Below are 15,345 nucleotides of genomic sequence, written 5' to 3'. Positions count from 1 at the left end.
ATGACGGACGAGGACCGACGCCAGTTCCGGATCGTGCTCCTCCGCCCAGGCGAGGAGCTGGGCGTACAGCTCGTCCGCGCCGAGCGAGGCGATGAACTCCCGGCCCAGCGACCGCAGTTTGGGAAGATCGAGGAGCGGGCCCGAAGGGCGCATCCCGTCGAGGCGGACGGGCGCGGCCAGCGTCTGGGACGTGGGGACGTCCATCAGCCGGATGTTGGCCAGACCCCGCAGGTAGTGCCGGACCGCGGCCGGTGGATACCTCGCGGTCAGGTAGTAGTCCACCGACGCCTCGGGGTCCTTGCGCTTGCTGAGCTTGCGGCGCGAGGGCCCCTCGGCCTTCATCAGCGGCGCGAGATGCGCGTAGGCGGGCGGCTCGAAGCCGAGCGCCGTGTGCAGCTGGAGATGGACCGGCGAGCACACCGAAGAGGTCCTCGCCGAGTGGCGCCGCTGAAGCTCCTCACCGCCCCGCACTCGCGGCCGGCCTACGACTCCAGGTAGCGGAGCACCGCCAGGATCCGTCGGCTGTAGCCGCTGGTGCGGGACAGCTCCAGCTTGTCGAAGACGGCGTTGAGGTTCTTCTCCACCGCGCTCAGGGAGATGTGCAGCTTCCCCGCGATGGCCGTGTTCGTGTGCCCCTGCGCCAGCGCCTCCAGGACCGTGCGCTCCCGGGGAGTGAGCCGGGCCAGCGGGTCGGCGCGGGTGGTCCGTACGACCAGCTGCCGTACGACCTCCGGATCGATCGCCGCCCCGCCCGCGTGGATCCGCTCCAGGGCGTCGAGGAACTCCTCGACCTGCCCGACCCGGTCCTTCAGGAGATAGCCGACCCGTTCGGCGTTCGAGGCGAGGAGCTGCGCCGCGTAGGCGCGCTCGATGTGCTGCGAGAGGACGAGCACGCCGACCCCGGGGAAGAGCTCCCGGATCGCGACGGCCGCCCGCAGCCCCTCGTCCGTATGGGTCGGGGGCATCCGGATGTCGACGACGACGATGTCCGGCCGGCGCTCCTCGACCTCCTCCAGGAGCGTCACCGCGTCCCCCAGCGCGGCGAGGACCTCGTGGCCCTCCTCGGCCAGCAGTCTGACCAGACCCTCGCGCAGCAGGGTCGAGTCCTCGGCCAGGATCACACGCACGGCAGCTCCGCGGTCACGGTGGTGGGTCCCCCCAGGGGGCTGTGGATGTGCAGGACGCCGTCGAGCGCGGCCACTCGGCTGCGCAGGCCGGTCAGCCCGCCGCCGGCCGCGTCCGCGCCGCCCGTGCCGTCGTCCTCGACCCGGACGGTGAGCCGCGCCCCTTCGCGCACCACCGCCACCGAGATCGCCGACGCCGAGGAGTGCTTGGCCGCGTTCGTCACGGACTCCGACACCACGAAGTAGGCGGCGGTCTCCACCGGCCGCGGCAGCGGGGCGCCGACCTCGAAGCGGGTCCGCAGCGGGATGGCGCACCGCTCGGCGACCCCGCCGATCGCCTCCTCAAGGCCCAGACCGTCCAGGGCCGACGGATACACCCGCCAGGCCACCTCGCGCAGTTCGGTCAGCACGCCCTGGGACTCCTCGTGCGCCTGGAGCAGCAGCGCGTCGGCCTGCCCGGGGTCACGGCCCCGGCGCGCCCGGCCGATCAGCATCGAGAGCGCCACCAGACGCTGCTGGACCCCGTCGTGCAGATCGCGCTCGATGCGTCGCCGCTCGGCGTCCACGGCCTCGACGACCGCGGCCCGGCTGGCGGCGAGTTCGTCGATCCGGCGCCGGAGCAGTTCCCGCTCGGAGGGACCGAAGCACTCACGGGCGGTACGGGCGTCGAGCGCGGCCAGCGAGTGCAGGCCCTGCAGGTCGAGGAAGAGCAGCACCCCGCCGAGCAGGACCTGGCCGAGCAGCTCCCACCGTCCGAGGGTGCCCCGGACGGCGCCGTGGACCAGGAGCCCGGCGAGGACGGCACCGAAGACGAGCAGTCCGACGACCACCGCGCAGAGCAGTCCCGTGGCGGCGCGGACCGCGAGGTAGCGCAGGACCTTCCGGTCGGAGGCCTGGTACCGGCCGGGGAAGCGGTCGCCGAAGAAGGCGGAGCGGCGGAGCCGTTCGAGACCGGCCAGGCGCCGGGCGCCGGCCATCAGGATCCCCAGGGCCGCGGCCCGGGTGCGCGGCCGGAGCAGGAACGGTCCGAGGGCCACGCCGGCGACGAGGAAGTGGAGCGCGCCGAGCAGGGCGGTCGCACAGCCGGCGAGGGTCCCGAGGCCGCGCCGAGGCCAGGACGCGGTCCCTCCCGGCTCCCCCTGCACGGGATCCGACAGTAGTGCGCCCGTAGGACCCGGACAAGATCGCTCCGGCGGCCGTACGGGAGGCGGTGCCGTACCGCCGGGGAGGGAGCCCGGGGTCACGAGGCGCGCCGGTGCCGGGCCCCGCTCCGGCCGCGCAGCCGGACCGCCACGTAGGCCGCGACGGCGGCGACGGCGAGGAGCAGGACCACCTTCGACAGGACCCCGACGTAGGTCTCCACGACGTCCCAGCGGTCGCCCAGCCAGTACCCCGCCACGACGAGCACGCTGTTCCAGACGAGGCTGCCGAGGGTGGTGAGCACGATGAACAGGGGCATCGGCATCCGTTCGACACCGGCCGGCACCGAGACCAGGCTCCGGAAGATCGGCACCATCCTGCCGAGGAAGACCGCCTTGGCGCCGTGCCTGGCGAACCACTCCTCGGTACGGGCCAGGTCCGAGGCCTTCACCAGGGGCAGCCGCGCCCAGATCCGGTGCATCCGCTCCCGGCCGAAGAGGACCCCGATCCAGTAGAGCGCCACGGCCCCGACCACCGAGCCGAGTGTGGTCCAGAACAGCGCCGAGGCCAGGCTCAGGACGCCCTGACCGGCCGCGAAGCCGGTCAGCGGCAGGATGATCTCGCTGGGCAGCGGCGGGAAGAGGTTCTCCAGGGCGATGGCGAGACCGGCTCCGGGACCGCCCATCGTGTCGACGAGACCGGCGGCCCAGCCGGCGACACCGTCCGCCGGCTGCCGGCCGAGAGCCAGGGGCGTGAGGTCCGTGAGCGGGTTCATGAGCGACTCCAAGAGCGGCGGGAGAGCGGCGGGGAGGACGACCGGGGCGGGCGCCCCGTGCTCCGTCATCGAACCTAGGAACCCCTGCTCGGCGGCGGTATGAGGAGGACCGTCCGGCCCGGTGCGGCTCCCCGCACCCCCGCCCCTGCGGAAAACCGCAGGGTGCGCCCCCCCCCGAGGACCGGGCCCGGTTCGCCGTACGCCCTCCCGGAGCCGTACGCCCTCCGGAGCCGTACGCCCTCCCGGACCCGGGCGGAGGCCCTCCCCGGACCGCCTACCCTTGGACGCATGACGAGCAGCAGCGACCGGAGCACCGCAGTGAGCGTTGACGGCACCAAGACCTATGAGATCCGCACCTACGGGTGCCAGATGAACGTCCACGACTCCGAGCGGCTCTCCGGTCTGCTGGAGGAGGCGGGTTACGTCAAGGCCCCCAAGGGCTCCGACGGGGACGCCGACGTCGTCGTCTTCAACACGTGCGCGGTCCGCGAGAACGCCGACAACAAGCTGTACGGCAACCTCGGCCGGCTCGCCCCCATGAAGACCACGCGCCCCGGCATGCAGATCGCCGTCGGCGGCTGTCTCGCCCAGAAGGACCGCGACACCATCGTCGCGAAGGCCCCCTGGGTCGACGTCGTCTTCGGCACGCACAACATCGGCAAGCTGCCCGTCCTCCTGGAGCGCGCCCGCGTGCAGGAGGAGGCCCAGATCGAGATCGCCGAATCCCTCGAGGCCTTCCCCTCCACGCTGCCGACCCGCCGCGAGTCCGCGTACGCCGCCTGGGTCTCGATCTCCGTCGGCTGCAACAACACGTGCACCTTCTGCATCGTCCCGGCCCTGCGCGGCAAGGAGGAGGACCGCCGCCCCGGCGACATCCTCGCCGAGATCGAGGCGCTGGTCGCCGAGGGCGTCTCCGAGATCACCCTGCTCGGCCAGAACGTCAACGCGTACGGCTCCGACCTCGGCGACCGCGAGGCGTTCTCCAAGCTGCTGCGCGCCTGCGGACGGATCGAGGGCCTTGAGCGGGTCCGCTTCACCTCCCCGCACCCGCGCGACTTCACCGACGACGTGATCGCGGCGATGGCCGAGACGCCGAACGTCATGCCGCAGCTGCACATGCCGCTCCAGTCCGGCTCGGACTCGATCCTCCGGGCGATGCGCCGCTCCTACCGGCAGGAGCGTTTCCTCGGGATCATCGAGAAGGTCCGCGCGGCCATTCCGCACGCGGCCATCTCCACCGACATCATCGTGGGCTTCCCCGGCGAGACCGAGGAGGACTTCCAGCAGACGATGCACACCGTCCGCGAGGCCCGCTTCGCGAACGCCTTCACCTTCCAGTACTCCAAGCGCCCCGGGACCCCGGCGGCCGACATGGAGGACCAGATCCCCAAGGAGGTCGTGCAGGAGCGCTACATGCGGCTCGTCGCCCTCCAGGAGGAGATCTCCTGGGAGGAGAACAAGAAGCAGGTCGGCCGCACCCTGGAGGTCATGGTCGCCGAGGGCGAGGGCCGCAAGGACGGCGCCACGGACCGCCTCTCGGGCCGCGCCCCCGACAACCGGCTCGTCCACTTCACGAAGCCCGGCGAGGACGTCCGCCCCGGCGACGTCGTGACCGTCGAGATCACGTACGCCGCCCCGCACCACCTGCTCGCCGAGGGCCCCGTCACGGCGGTCCGCCGCACCCGCGCCGGCGACGCCTGGGAGAAGCGCACCACGCAGGCCGCGTCGAAGCCGGCGGGCGTCCTGCTCGGCCTGCCGAAGATCGGCGTCCCGGAACCCCTCCCGGCGATGGACGCCCCGGCCTGCGGAAGCCACTGACCCACGACACGGGTCGGCGACGGGCAGATCGGCGACGGGTAGATCGGCGACGGGCAGTCGGCGGCGGGGCACGGCGGCGGGGCACGGTGCGGCCGGGTGCGGCGGCGGGGCTTCGCCGGTCGGGGACCGCGTGTCGCGGGACCCGGACTCCCCGGGCCTCGCGCAGTAGGCTGCCGATCATGCTTGTCGCCGCAGCCGTCTGCCCCTGCCCGCCGCTCCTCGTACCCGAGATCGCGACCGGCGCCGCCCCCGAGCTGGACTCGGCGCGGGCCGCATGCCTGGACGCCGTCGGGCTGCTCGCCGCCGCCCGCCCCGACCGGCTGTACGTCGTGGGGCCCGCGCCGGAGGGCGTCCACGGCGTCTTCCCCGCCGGGTCGGCGGGCTCCTTCGCCGGCTTCGGAGTCGACCTCTCCGTACGCCTGGGCGAAGCCCCGAAGGGCGACCGGCAGCCCGGCACGGACCAGCCCGGCACCGACCAGCCCGGCACCGACCAGCCAAGCACCGCTCCGGCCGGCACGGCCTCGTCGGACGACCGCCCCCTGCCCGACTCCCTCGCGGTCGGTGCCTGGCTCCTCGACCGGGCCGACTGGGCCGACGCGCCGATCGAGGGCCTGGGCGTCGACGAGGCGGCCACGCCCGGCGTCTGCGCCGGCCTCGGCCGTGCACTCGCCGCCTCCGCCGAACGGGTCGCCCTGCTCGTGATGGGGGACGGCAGCGCCTGCCGGACCGTGAAGGCCCCCGGCTACCTGGACGAGCGCGCCGCCGGCTTCGACGCCGAGGCCGCCCGCGCCCTGGGCACGGCCGACGTGGCCGCACTCCTGGCCCTGGACCCGGAGCTCGCGTACGAACTCAAGGTCGCCGGCCGCGCCCCCTGGCAGGTCCTCGCGGGCGCCGCCGAGGACACCGGGCTCGACGGCCGGCTGCTCTTCGAGGACGCACCGTACGGGGTGGGGTACTTCGTCGCCGCCTGGTCCTGAGGGAACCGCGACGATCCGGCGGACGGCCGAGAACGGACGGCCGAGAACGGCGGACGGCCGCGGAGCGAGGTGCTCCGCGGCCGTCCGCCGTGCGGGAGGGACTGTCGGGTGACGCCGGACGTCAGGCGGCCGGCGGCGGTGTCGTGCCGCCGCTCCCGGGCGTGCCGTCGTCCTTGTGACCGATCCGGTCGATGGCCTCCTTGGCCTTGCCCGTACCGGACTGGATCTTGTCGCTGTACTTGCCCTTGGTCTTCTCGTCGACCAGCTTCGCCGCCTTGTCCAGGCCGTGGTCGATCTTCTCGCCGTGCTGCTGCGCGAGACCGGCGACCTTGTCCTTGGCGGGGTTGAGCTTGGCCTTCAGCGAATCCAGGAGACCCATGGGGCACCTTCCCTCCGCGGACCCCCGGGGGTCCGATTGCCGTGTCCTGCCCCCAGGGCCCCGGGGGCTCAGCGACGGGCGCCTTCGCCCGCCTCGTTATCCGCGGCGGCCTCGGCCGACTGCTGCTTCGGGATCTCCACAGCGTCCGCGGCGGCCTCCACGGCTTCCGCCGCGACCGTCTCGTCCGCGTCCTCCGCCTCGACGTCCGTCACCTCGGCCGAGGCTACGGCCTCCGGAACGTCCGCCCCGGACGCCGCGTCGCCGTCCTCCGCCGGAGCCACGCCCGCGGCCACGGTCCCGGCCTCCTCCGACGCCATCTCGGGCGAGACCGCCGCCACATCCTTCTTCTTACGGCGAAAAACTGCAAAAACGCCCATATTCACTCCATAGCGTACTCGGATGGGGGTGGTTCCATGGCGATCGACGGCCGGAACCTCGCAACAGGCAACGAAGCCGGATGGGGCCCGTCACGTAGCTCGTTCGGGGACGGGCCGTGAGGTTTGCGAGACTGGGACGGTGAGAAGCGCAGCTCCCGCCCCGCGGGTCATCGCCGTCGTCGGCCCCACGGCAGCCGGAAAGTCCGATCTGGGTGTATTCCTGGCCCAGCAGCTCGGGGGCGAGGTCGTCAACGCAGACTCGATGCAGCTCTACCGGGGGATGGACATCGGGACCGCCAAGCTGACGCGGGAGGAGCGCGGCGGCGTTCCGCACCACCTCCTCGACATCTGGGAGGTGACGGAGGCGGCCAGCGTCGCCGAGTACCAGCGGCTCGCCCGTGCCGAGATCGACCGGCTGCTCGCCGCCGGCCGCACCCCCGTCCTCGTCGGCGGTTCCGGCCTGTACGTACGGGGGGCCGTCGACGCCCTGGAGTTCCCCGGCACCGACCCCGCCGTCCGGGCCCGGCTCGAGGCCGAGCTGGAAGAGCGCGGCTCCGGCGTCCTGCACGCCCGGCTCGCCGAGGCGGACCCCGAGGCGGCCCGGGCGATCCTGCCCAGCAACGGGCGCCGCATCGTCCGCGCCCTCGAGGTGATCGAGATCACCGGCAAGCCCTTCACCGCCAACCTGCCGGGGCCCGACTCCGTCTACGACACGATCCAGATCGGTGTCGACGTGGCCCGCCCCGAGCTGGACGAGCGGATCGCCACGCGCGTGGACCGGATGTGGGAGGCGGGCCTCGTCGACGAGGTGCGCGCCCTGGAGGCGCGGGGCCTGCGCGAAGGCCGCACGGCGGCCCGGGCCCTCGGCTACCAGCAGGTCCTCGCGGCGCTCGCGGGGGAGTGCACCGAGGACGAGGCGCGCGCGGAGACCGTGCGGGCGACGAAGCGCTTCGCCCGACGCCAGGACTCGTGGTTCCGCCGCGACCCGCGCGTCCACTGGCTCAGCGGAGCCGCCGATCACCGGAGGGAACTCCCGGGGGAGGCGCTGTCGTTGGTCGAACGAGCGGTTACAGCCTGATCACGTGATGGCATCGGGACGCCCTGCCCGTCATTCCGGCGGTCGGGAGCGTGCCATCATCGAGCATCGATCGACCAAGGTGGAGTCCGAGTGGGGAGGGCGCGTGGCGATGGAGGCCGGCCCTCGCGACAGAGAACAGCACGAAGCGGCCCCGGGTGACCCGACGGGTGACACACCGGGCCGTGCGACCGCCGCCGACGTACCGGTCGGCGCTTCGGGGCTGACCCCGGACGGTCCCGACGACGCGGTGGGCACCGCCGTCGAGGTGGACGCCGACGAGGTCGAGGTCGAACTGCGGCCCCAGCGCCGCCTGCGGATCTGGCAGCTCGCCCCGATCGTGGGTCTGGCCGCCGTCGGCTCCCTGATGTTCGCGTTCCCGCTCGCCTTCGGTTCGGGGGACGGCGGAGCCGTCCTCGCCATGCTCGGACTGCTGATCAGCTCCTGCGCGGCGGGCTGGGGCATGATGGCCGCCCGCAAGGTCGGCTACACCTGGCCGGGCCTCCCGCAGCGCGGTTCCGGCGAGCGCCCGAACTGGCGGTACGTCGCCCTGTACGCGACGACGACCGCGGCCCTGGTCGCCCTCGCGGTCTGGCGCGTCGCCCGCCTCCGCTGAGGCACGCCCCCACCCCGTACAGTGGATCTCGTGACCAGCGCGCAGACCTCACCCCTCCCCTTCCTCAAGGGGCACGGCACCGAGAACGACTTCGTGATCGTCCCCGACGCGGAGAACGCCGTCGACCTCCCCCCCGCCGCCGTCGCGCGGCTCTGCGACCGGCGGGCCGGCATCGGCGGCGACGGACTGCTGCACGTCGTGCGCAGTGCCGCCCACCCCGAGGCCCGGCACATGGCCGACGAGGCCGAGTGGTTCATGGACTACCGGAACGCCGACGGCTCGGTCGCCGAGATGTGCGGCAACGGGGTCCGGGTCTTCGCCCGCTACCTGGAGCACGCCGGGCACGTCACCGCGGGCGAGGTGGCCGTCGCCACCCGCGGCGGGATCAAGCGCGTCCACCTCGACAAGGACGGTTCCGTCACCGTCGCCATGGGCCGCGCGGTCCTCTCCGAGGCCGGGGTCATCGTCACCGTCGACGGCCGCAGCTGGCCCGCGCGGAACGTGAACATGGGCAATCCGCACGCGGTCGCCTTCGTCGAGGACCTCGACCACGCCGGCACCCTCTACTCCGAGCCGCCGTACGAGCCCGCCGCGGTCTACCCGGACGGCGTGAACATCGAGTTCGTCGCCGACCGCGGCCCCCGGCACGTCGCCATGCGGGTCCACGAGCGCGGCGCCTCCGAGACGCGCTCCTGCGGCACGGGCGCGTGCGCCGTCGCCGTCGCCACCGCCCGCCGGGACGGCGCCGACCCCGCCGAGAGCGGCGTCCCGGTCACGTACACCGTCGACGTACTCGGCGGGACGCTGACCATCACCGAGCACCCCGACGGCCGGATCGACATGACGGGCACCGCCGTGATCGTCGCGGAAGGCACCGTCGACCCGGCCTGGCTCGCCTCCTGACCCCTGACCGGGTCGCGTGAATCGAAGAATCGAAACAGTCAACGACTGATTTGTCGCTCGAATGGGTGATCCGATTCACGCTGAGCGAGAGGGCGACTGCGGCGCGTGGTGGGGTCGGTAGCATCAAGCACCGGCCCCCCGGGCACGCCTGGCCCGCCCACCGCCGGTCGACGTTGCCGGAGGTGCCCCATGAGCGCAGAGGCCACCAATCCCGTGAGCGCGGCGGAAGCCGCCGCCGATGTGACCGTACGCAGACGCGGACGCGCCCGTATCGACCTGCGCCGGCTCGGCCGGGCCGCCCTGCTGGGCGCCACCGCGGGACCGGCGCCCCGTGACCGGTTGCCCGACGCCATCAGCCATGTCGCCGAGGCGCACCGCGCCCACCATCCCGACGCCGACCTCACGGTGCTGCGCCGGGCGTACGTGCTCGCGGAGTCCTCTCACCGCGGCCAGTTCCGCAAGAGCGGCGAGCCGTACATCACCCACCCGCTCGCGGTGACTCTCATTCTCGCCGAACTCGGCGCGGAGACCACCACCTTGACCGCCTCCCTCCTCCACGACACCGTCGAGGACACGGAGGTGACGCTCGATCAGGTGCGGCGGGAGTTCGGCGACGAGGTCGCCTATCTCGTCGACGGCGTCACCAAGGTGGAGAAGATCGACTACGGCGCCGCCGCCGAACCGGAGACGTTCCGCAAGATGCTCGTCGCCACCGGCAACGACGTCCGGGTGATGTCGATCAAGCTCGCCGACCGGCTCCACAACATGCGCACCCTCGGGGTGATGCGGCCCGAGAAACAGGCCAGGATCGCCAAGGTCACCCGCGACGTCCTCATCCCGCTCGCCGAACGGCTCGGCGTCCAGGCCCTGAAGACGGAACTGGAGGACCTCGTCTTCGCCATCCTCCACCCCGAGGAGTACGAGACCACCCGCGCGCTCATCGCCGCGAACCCGCACGCGGGCGACGCGCTGAACGCCGTCGCGGAACAGGTGTCGGCGGTCCTGCGCGAGGCCGGCATCGGCGCCGAAGTCGGCGTCCGCCCACGCCACTTCGTCTCTGTCCACCGGGTCCGCCTCAAGCGCGGCGAACTGCGCGGCTGCGACTTCGGACGGCTCCTCGTCCTGGTCGCGGAGGACGCGGACTGTTACGGGGTCCTCGGCGAGCTCCACACCTGTTTCACGCCGGTCATCTCCGAGTTCAAGGACTTCATCGCGGCCCCGAAGTTCAACCTGTACCAGTCCCTGCACACCGCGATCGCAGCCCCCGACGGCGCCGTCGCCGAGGTCCTCATCCGGACCCACCGGATGCACAAGGTCGCGGAGGCGGGGGTCGTCGCCCTCGGGAACCCTCACGTGGGCCAGGAAGGCGCCGGCCGCCCCGACGCCACAGCGGACGGGAGCACCGCCCCTCCGCCGACCCCGTCGTCCCTCTCGGGGAACGGCGACGGTGCCGGCACCACGGCACGGCAACGAACCGCCGCCGGGCGGCCGGCCACCACTCCCCGACCCGGTACCGCTCGCCGTCTCGGTACCGCTCCTCGGCCCGGCGCCGACGACGCGCCCTCCTCGACCGGCACACCGACCTCGACCGACGTGCGCTCCTCGACCGACACACCGGCCTCGACCGACACACCGACCTCGACCGACGCGCCGGCCTCGACCGGCCTGCCCACCTCGATCGCCCCGGCCGGCCGGCCGTCCTCGCAGGACCGGCCCGGCACCTCCGACCGGCCCGGGACCCCCTCCCGGCAGCCCGCCGAGGCCCACCCATCCGTAGACGCCGACGCCGATGCAGACCGCCCCGTCGGCACGCCTCCGCCCGAGGACGGCGAGCGCGTCGACCCCACCCGCCCCGGCTGGCTCTCCCGGCTCCTCGACTGGCAGCAGGCCGCCCCCGACCCGGACACGTTCTGGACCTCCCTCCGGGCCGACCTCGCCGAGGACGACGAGATCACCGTCTTCCGCGCCGGCGGAGGCGCTCCCGGCACGATCAGCCTGCCCGCCGGTGCCAGCTGCGTAGACGCCGCCTACGCGCAGCACGGCGAGGCCGCCCACGGCTGCCTCGGCGCCCGCGTCAACGGCCGCCTCGCGCCGTTGAGCACCGTTCTCGGCGACGGCGACACCGTCCAGCTGCTGCTCGCCCAGGACCCCGTGTCCGGGCCGTCCCCCGAGTGGCTCGACCACGCCCGTACCCCGGCCGCCCGGATCGCGATCACCCGATGGCTCCAGGCGCACCCCGAGAGCGCCGCGCCGGTCGCCGCCACCGCCGGGGGCGCCCGGCCCCAGGCCCAGGCCGACGCCGACCAGCGCTCCGGCGTCGAACTCCACGCCGACCTGGAGGGCGAGCCGGGCGCGTCCGTCCGGCCGGCCGGCTGCTGCACCCCCGTACCGCCGGACGAGATCACCGGCTTCCGGGTACGGGGAGGCTCGGTCACCGTCCACCGTGCGGGCTGCGCGGCCCTCGACACCATGCGCGGGCTGGGCCGCGAGCCCGTCTCCGTCCGCTGGGGCGACACGGCCCAGGGCAGGGTCACCCTGATCGCGGAGTCCTTCGGCCGCCCTGGCCTCCTCGCCGACCTCACCGAGGCCATTGCCGCCGCCGGAGCGGCCGTCGTCTCCGCGAACGTGGAGCCGCCGAACGAGCAGCGGGTCCGCCACACGTACACCCTCCACTTGCCCGACGTGGCCGGGCTCTCCGCCCTCATGCGCGCCATGCGGGACGTGCCCGGGGTGTACGACGTGAGCCGTGCCCGCCACCGCTCGTCCCGGGAACCGCGCCGGGACTGAAGCGGCGAGGAGTACGGCGGGGCTACGGAGAGGAATGCGGCGAGGAGTACGCCGGGAGCGGCGTGCGCTCCGTATCGTGTCCCCCTTCGGGTGGCGGGCGAGCGCGCCGCCCGGGGGAGCGGCCGATCCGCTGGTAGCCGTAGGGCCAGTCCTCCGGAAAGGCCTGGCCCATGCCGCTCGTCCGAACACTCCTGCCCCGCGCGCGGTGGCTCCGCTCCGCCGTCCTGGTCGCCGCCTCGGCCGGCCTCGTCGCCGCCGCACTGCCCGCCCCGGCGCCGCTCGGCATCGGCGACCCGCTCTTCCCGTACCTCGGGAACCCCGGCTACGACGTCCTCGCGTACGACCTCGACCTCACCTATCGCGGGGTGAACACCGAGCCGCTGGCCGCCGTGACCCGGATCGACGCGCTCGCCACCGCAGACCTGGAACGGCTCAACCTCGACTTCACCCACGGCACGGTCTCCGCCGTCACCGTCGACGGCCTGCCCGCCGCGCACACCGGCAGCGGCGAGGACCTCGTCATCACCCCCGTCGCGCCGATCGACGCCGGCGAGTCCGTCGAGATCACCGTCACCCACACCAGCGACCCCAGCGGTCCCGCCGACACCGGCGGCTGGGTCCGTACCGGCGACGGCCTCGCCATGGCCAACCAGGCCGACGCCGCCCACCGGGTCTTCCCGTCCAACGACCACCCGGCGGACAAGGCGCTCTTCACCTTCAGGATCACGGCCCCCAGCGAGCTGACCGCCGTCGCCAACGGCCTGCCCGACGGCCGCGTCACCCACGGCGCCACCACCACCTGGACGTACCGCACGCGGCACCCCATGGCCACCGAGCTCGCCCAGGTCTCCATCGGCCGCTCCACCGTCGTGCACCGGGCCGGCCCGCACGGCCTGCCCGTACGGGACGTCGTGCGCACCGCCGACCGGGACCTCATGGAGCCCTGGCTGCGCAAGACCCCCGGCCACCTGGCGTGGATGGAGCGGCAGGTCGGCCCGTACCCCTTCGAGACGTACGGGGTGCTCGTCGCGGACGCCGACACGGGTTTCGAGCTGGAGACCCAGACGCTCTCGCTCTTCGAGCGCGGACTCTTCACGGAGCCGGGCTACCCGAAGTGGTACGTCGACTCGATCATGGTGCACGAGCTGGCCCACCAGTGGTTCGGCGACAGCGTCTCCCCCCGGACCTGGTCCGACCTGTGGCTCAACGAGGGACACGCCAGCTGGTACGAGGCGCTGTACGCCGAGGAGACAGCGGGCAGGTCCCTGGAGGCGCGCATGAAGGCCGCCTACGCCGCCTCCGACGGGTGGCGGGCCGACGGCGGCCCCCCGGCGGCCCCCGAGCCCCCCTCGCCCACCCACAAGATCAGCCTCTTCCGGCCCGTCGTCTACGACGGCAGCGCCCTCGTCCTCTACGCGCTCCGCCAGGAGATCGGCACCGAGGCCTTCCAGCGCCTGGAGCGCCGCTGGGTCGCCGACCACCGGGACGGCACCGCCACCACCGCCGACTTCACCGCCCTGGCCTCCGAGATCGCGGGACGCGACCTCACCGCCTTCTTCCGGGGCTGGCTGTACGAGGCGAAGACCCCGGCGATGCCCGGCCACCCGGACTGGCGCAGCAACCCGGCCGCGGCCCCCAGGACCACCCCGAAACCCGGGTGACGGGCGCCGCCGGGCCGTGTCACCATCGTCAGGTCGGCGACGCGGCCGGCGGCCCGGGAATCTTCCGGCGCCTTCACGCGTTGTGACGGCATCAGACTCATCGCTTCATCGAGACGATCGACATGAAGCAATCGACGTAAGGATCAAATGACCTCCTCTTCTTCCCCTTCCCAGGACGAGCAGAGCTTCGCGGAGACGAGCCGTACCGAGAGCCTTCGGGCCGATGCCCTGATGGAAGAGGACGTCGCCTGGAGCCACGAGATCGACGGAGACCGGGACGGCGACCAGTTCGACCGCTCCGAGCGCGCGGCCCTGCGCCGCGTCGCCGGCCTCTCCACCGAGCTCGAGGACGTCACCGAGGTCGAGTACCGCCAGCTGCGCCTCGAGCGCGTCGTGCTGGTCGGTGTCTGGACCTCCGGGACCGTCCAGGACGCGGAGAACTCCCTCGCGGAACTCGCGGCCCTCGCCGAGACGGCGGGCGCCCTCGTGCTCGACGGCGTGATCCAGCGCCGCGACAAGCCGGACCCGGCGACCTTCATCGGCTCCGGCAAGGCGCGCGAACTGCGCGACATCGTGATCGAGACCGGCGCCGACACCGTCGTCTGCGACGGCGAGCTCAGCCCCGGCCAGCTCATCGCCCTCGAAGACGTCGTCAAGGTCAAGGTGGTCGACAGGACCGCCCTGATCCTCGACATCTTCGCCCAGCACGCCAAGTCCCGAGAGGGCAAGGCGCAGGTCGCGCTCGCGCAGATGCAGTACATGCTGCCGCGCCTGCGCGGCTGGGGTCAGTCGCTCTCCCGGCAGATGGGTGGCGGCGGCGGTGGCGGCATGGCCACCCGTGGTCCCGGTGAGACCAAGATCGAGACCGACCGGCGCCGTATCCGCGAGAAGATGGCGAAGATGCGCCGGGAGATCGCGGAGATGAAGACCGGCCGTGACATCAAGCGGCAGGAGCGGCGCCGGAACAAGGTGCCGTCGGTCGCCATCGCCGGATACACCAACGCGGGCAAGTCCTCCCTGCTCAACCGGCTCACCGGCGCGGGCGTGCTCGTGGAGAACGCGCTGTTCGCCACGCTCGACCCGACCGTCCGCCGGGCCGAGACGCCCACCGGACGGATCTACACCCTGGCCGACACCGTCGGCTTCGTCCGGCACCTGCCGCACCACCTGGTCGAGGCGTTCCGCTCCACCATGGAGGAGGTCGGCGACTCCGACCTCATCCTGCACGTGGTGGACGGCTCGCACCCGGCGCCGGAGGAGCAGCTGGCCGCCGTGCGCGAGGTCTTCAGGGACGTCGGCGCGGTGAACGTCAAGGAGATCGTCGTCGTCAACAAGGCGGACGCGGCGGACCCGCTGGTGCTCCAGCGTCTGCTGCGGATGGAGAGGCACTCCATCGCCGTCTCGGCCCGTTCGGGCCAGGGCATCGAGCAGCTGCTCGCGCTCATCGACTCCGAGCTGCCCCGCCCGCAGGTCGAGCTCGAAGCCCTCGTGCCGTACACGCACGGCGGTCTGGTCTCACGGGTGCACGCCGAGGGCGAGGTGCAGTCCGAGGAGCACACCCCGGAGGGCACCCTGCTCAAGGCCCGGGTGCACGAGGAGCTGGCGGCGATGCTCGCGCCGTACGTTCCCGCCGCGCACTGACCCACGGCTGAACGACAGAGGGCGCTGCCCTCCTCCCGTCACAGGAGGAGGGCAGCGCCCTCTGTCATGGGC

13 protein-coding genes are annotated in these 15,345 nt (G+C 73.2%); 8 read left to right on the top strand and 5 right to left on the bottom strand.

The genetic code is table 11. The annotated features are described in order from the left end of the window. Positions 1 to 482 precede the first annotated feature (482 nt). The 3 genes from ACIA8N_RS17110 to ACIA8N_RS17100 all read right to left on the bottom strand — a co-directional run bounded on the left by ACIA8N_RS17110 (position 483) and on the right by ACIA8N_RS17100 (position 3,039). Positions 483 to 1,127 carry a response regulator transcription factor gene (locus ACIA8N_RS17110; RefSeq protein WP_365779329.1) on the bottom strand — a complete coding sequence of 215 codons (645 nt, stop codon included), beginning with the start codon at positions 1,125 to 1,127 and terminating at the stop codon, positions 483 to 485. After that, positions 1,118 to 2,269 carry a histidine kinase gene (locus ACIA8N_RS17105; protein WP_365779331.1) on the bottom strand — a complete coding sequence of 384 codons (1,152 nt, stop codon included), beginning with the start codon at positions 2,267 to 2,269 and terminating at the stop codon, positions 1,118 to 1,120. Before ACIA8N_RS17105 ends, ACIA8N_RS17110 begins: the two co-directional genes overlap by 10 nt. Positions 2,270 to 2,364: 95 nt before the next feature. After that, positions 2,365 to 3,039 carry a DedA family protein gene (locus ACIA8N_RS17100; protein ID WP_365779680.1) on the bottom strand — a complete coding sequence of 225 codons (675 nt, stop codon included), beginning with the start codon at positions 3,037 to 3,039 and terminating at the stop codon, positions 2,365 to 2,367. 288 nt (positions 3,040 to 3,327) lie between these two features. Here ACIA8N_RS17100 and miaB point away from each other — a divergent pair, with 288 nt between their 5' ends. Together miaB and ACIA8N_RS17090 are read left to right on the top strand one after the other, a co-directional pair. Further along, on the top strand, positions 3,328 to 4,857 hold the full coding sequence (gene miaB, locus ACIA8N_RS17095; RefSeq protein WP_365779333.1) for a tRNA (N6-isopentenyl adenosine(37)-C2)-methylthiotransferase MiaB: 1,530 nt from the start codon (positions 3,328 to 3,330) through the stop codon (positions 4,855 to 4,857). 179 nt (positions 4,858 to 5,036) lie between these two features. Further along, complete coding sequence (locus tag ACIA8N_RS17090) at positions 5,037 to 5,834, top strand: class III extradiol dioxygenase subunit B-like domain-containing protein (protein WP_365779335.1); 798 nt, start codon at positions 5,037 to 5,039, stop codon at positions 5,832 to 5,834. A 121-nt stretch (positions 5,835 to 5,955) separates the two neighbouring features. Here ACIA8N_RS17090 and ACIA8N_RS17085 read toward each other — a convergent pair whose 3' ends face one another. Then, positions 5,956 to 6,213 (bottom strand): antitoxin, encoded by a 258-nt coding sequence (locus ACIA8N_RS17085; RefSeq protein ID WP_365779337.1) that lies wholly within the window; start codon positions 6,211 to 6,213, stop codon positions 5,956 to 5,958. Positions 6,214 to 6,281: 68 nt separating this feature from the next. Further along, complete coding sequence (locus ACIA8N_RS17080; protein ID WP_365779339.1) at positions 6,282 to 6,590, bottom strand: hypothetical protein; 309 nt, start codon at positions 6,588 to 6,590, stop codon at positions 6,282 to 6,284. A gap of 139 nt (positions 6,591 to 6,729) precedes the next feature. Between ACIA8N_RS17080 and miaA the strand changes: the two genes are divergently transcribed. The 6 genes from miaA (at position 6,730) to hflX (ending at position 15,273) form a co-directional block, all read left to right on the top strand. Next, on the top strand, positions 6,730 to 7,668 hold the full coding sequence (miaA, locus tag ACIA8N_RS17075; RefSeq protein ID WP_365779341.1) for a tRNA (adenosine(37)-N6)-dimethylallyltransferase MiaA: 939 nt from the start codon (positions 6,730 to 6,732) through the stop codon (positions 7,666 to 7,668). A 109-nt stretch (positions 7,669 to 7,777) separates the two neighbouring features. Beyond that, positions 7,778 to 8,281 carry a hypothetical protein gene (locus ACIA8N_RS17070; protein ID WP_365779682.1) on the top strand — a complete coding sequence of 168 codons (504 nt, stop codon included), beginning with the start codon at positions 7,778 to 7,780 and terminating at the stop codon, positions 8,279 to 8,281. A 30-nt stretch (positions 8,282 to 8,311) separates the two neighbouring features. Next, positions 8,312 to 9,184: a diaminopimelate epimerase gene (gene dapF / locus ACIA8N_RS17065; RefSeq protein ID WP_365779343.1), complete on the top strand. Its 873-nt coding sequence runs from the start codon at positions 8,312 to 8,314 to the stop codon at positions 9,182 to 9,184. A 189-nt stretch (positions 9,185 to 9,373) separates the two neighbouring features. Further along, positions 9,374 to 11,971, top strand: coding sequence for an HD domain-containing protein (locus tag ACIA8N_RS17060; protein ID WP_365779345.1), 2,598 nt, complete (start codon positions 9,374 to 9,376; stop codon positions 11,969 to 11,971). Between the two features lie 170 nt (positions 11,972 to 12,141). Then, on the top strand, positions 12,142 to 13,632 hold the full coding sequence (locus tag ACIA8N_RS17055; protein ID WP_365779348.1) for a M1 family metallopeptidase: 1,491 nt from the start codon (positions 12,142 to 12,144) through the stop codon (positions 13,630 to 13,632). Between the two features lie 147 nt (positions 13,633 to 13,779). Continuing rightward, a complete protein-coding gene (hflX, locus tag ACIA8N_RS17050; protein ID WP_365779350.1) occupies positions 13,780 to 15,273 on the top strand; it encodes a GTPase HflX in 1,494 nt (497 codons plus the stop codon). The last annotated feature ends 72 nt before the right edge of the window (positions 15,274 to 15,345 follow it).

The organism is Streptomyces sp. NPDC051822, assembly GCF_044452745.1.
In the GTDB taxonomy this organism is placed as follows: Bacteria; Actinomycetota; Actinomycetes; order Streptomycetales; family Streptomycetaceae; genus Streptomyces.
This window is presented reverse-complemented; position numbering and strand designations above follow the sequence as displayed.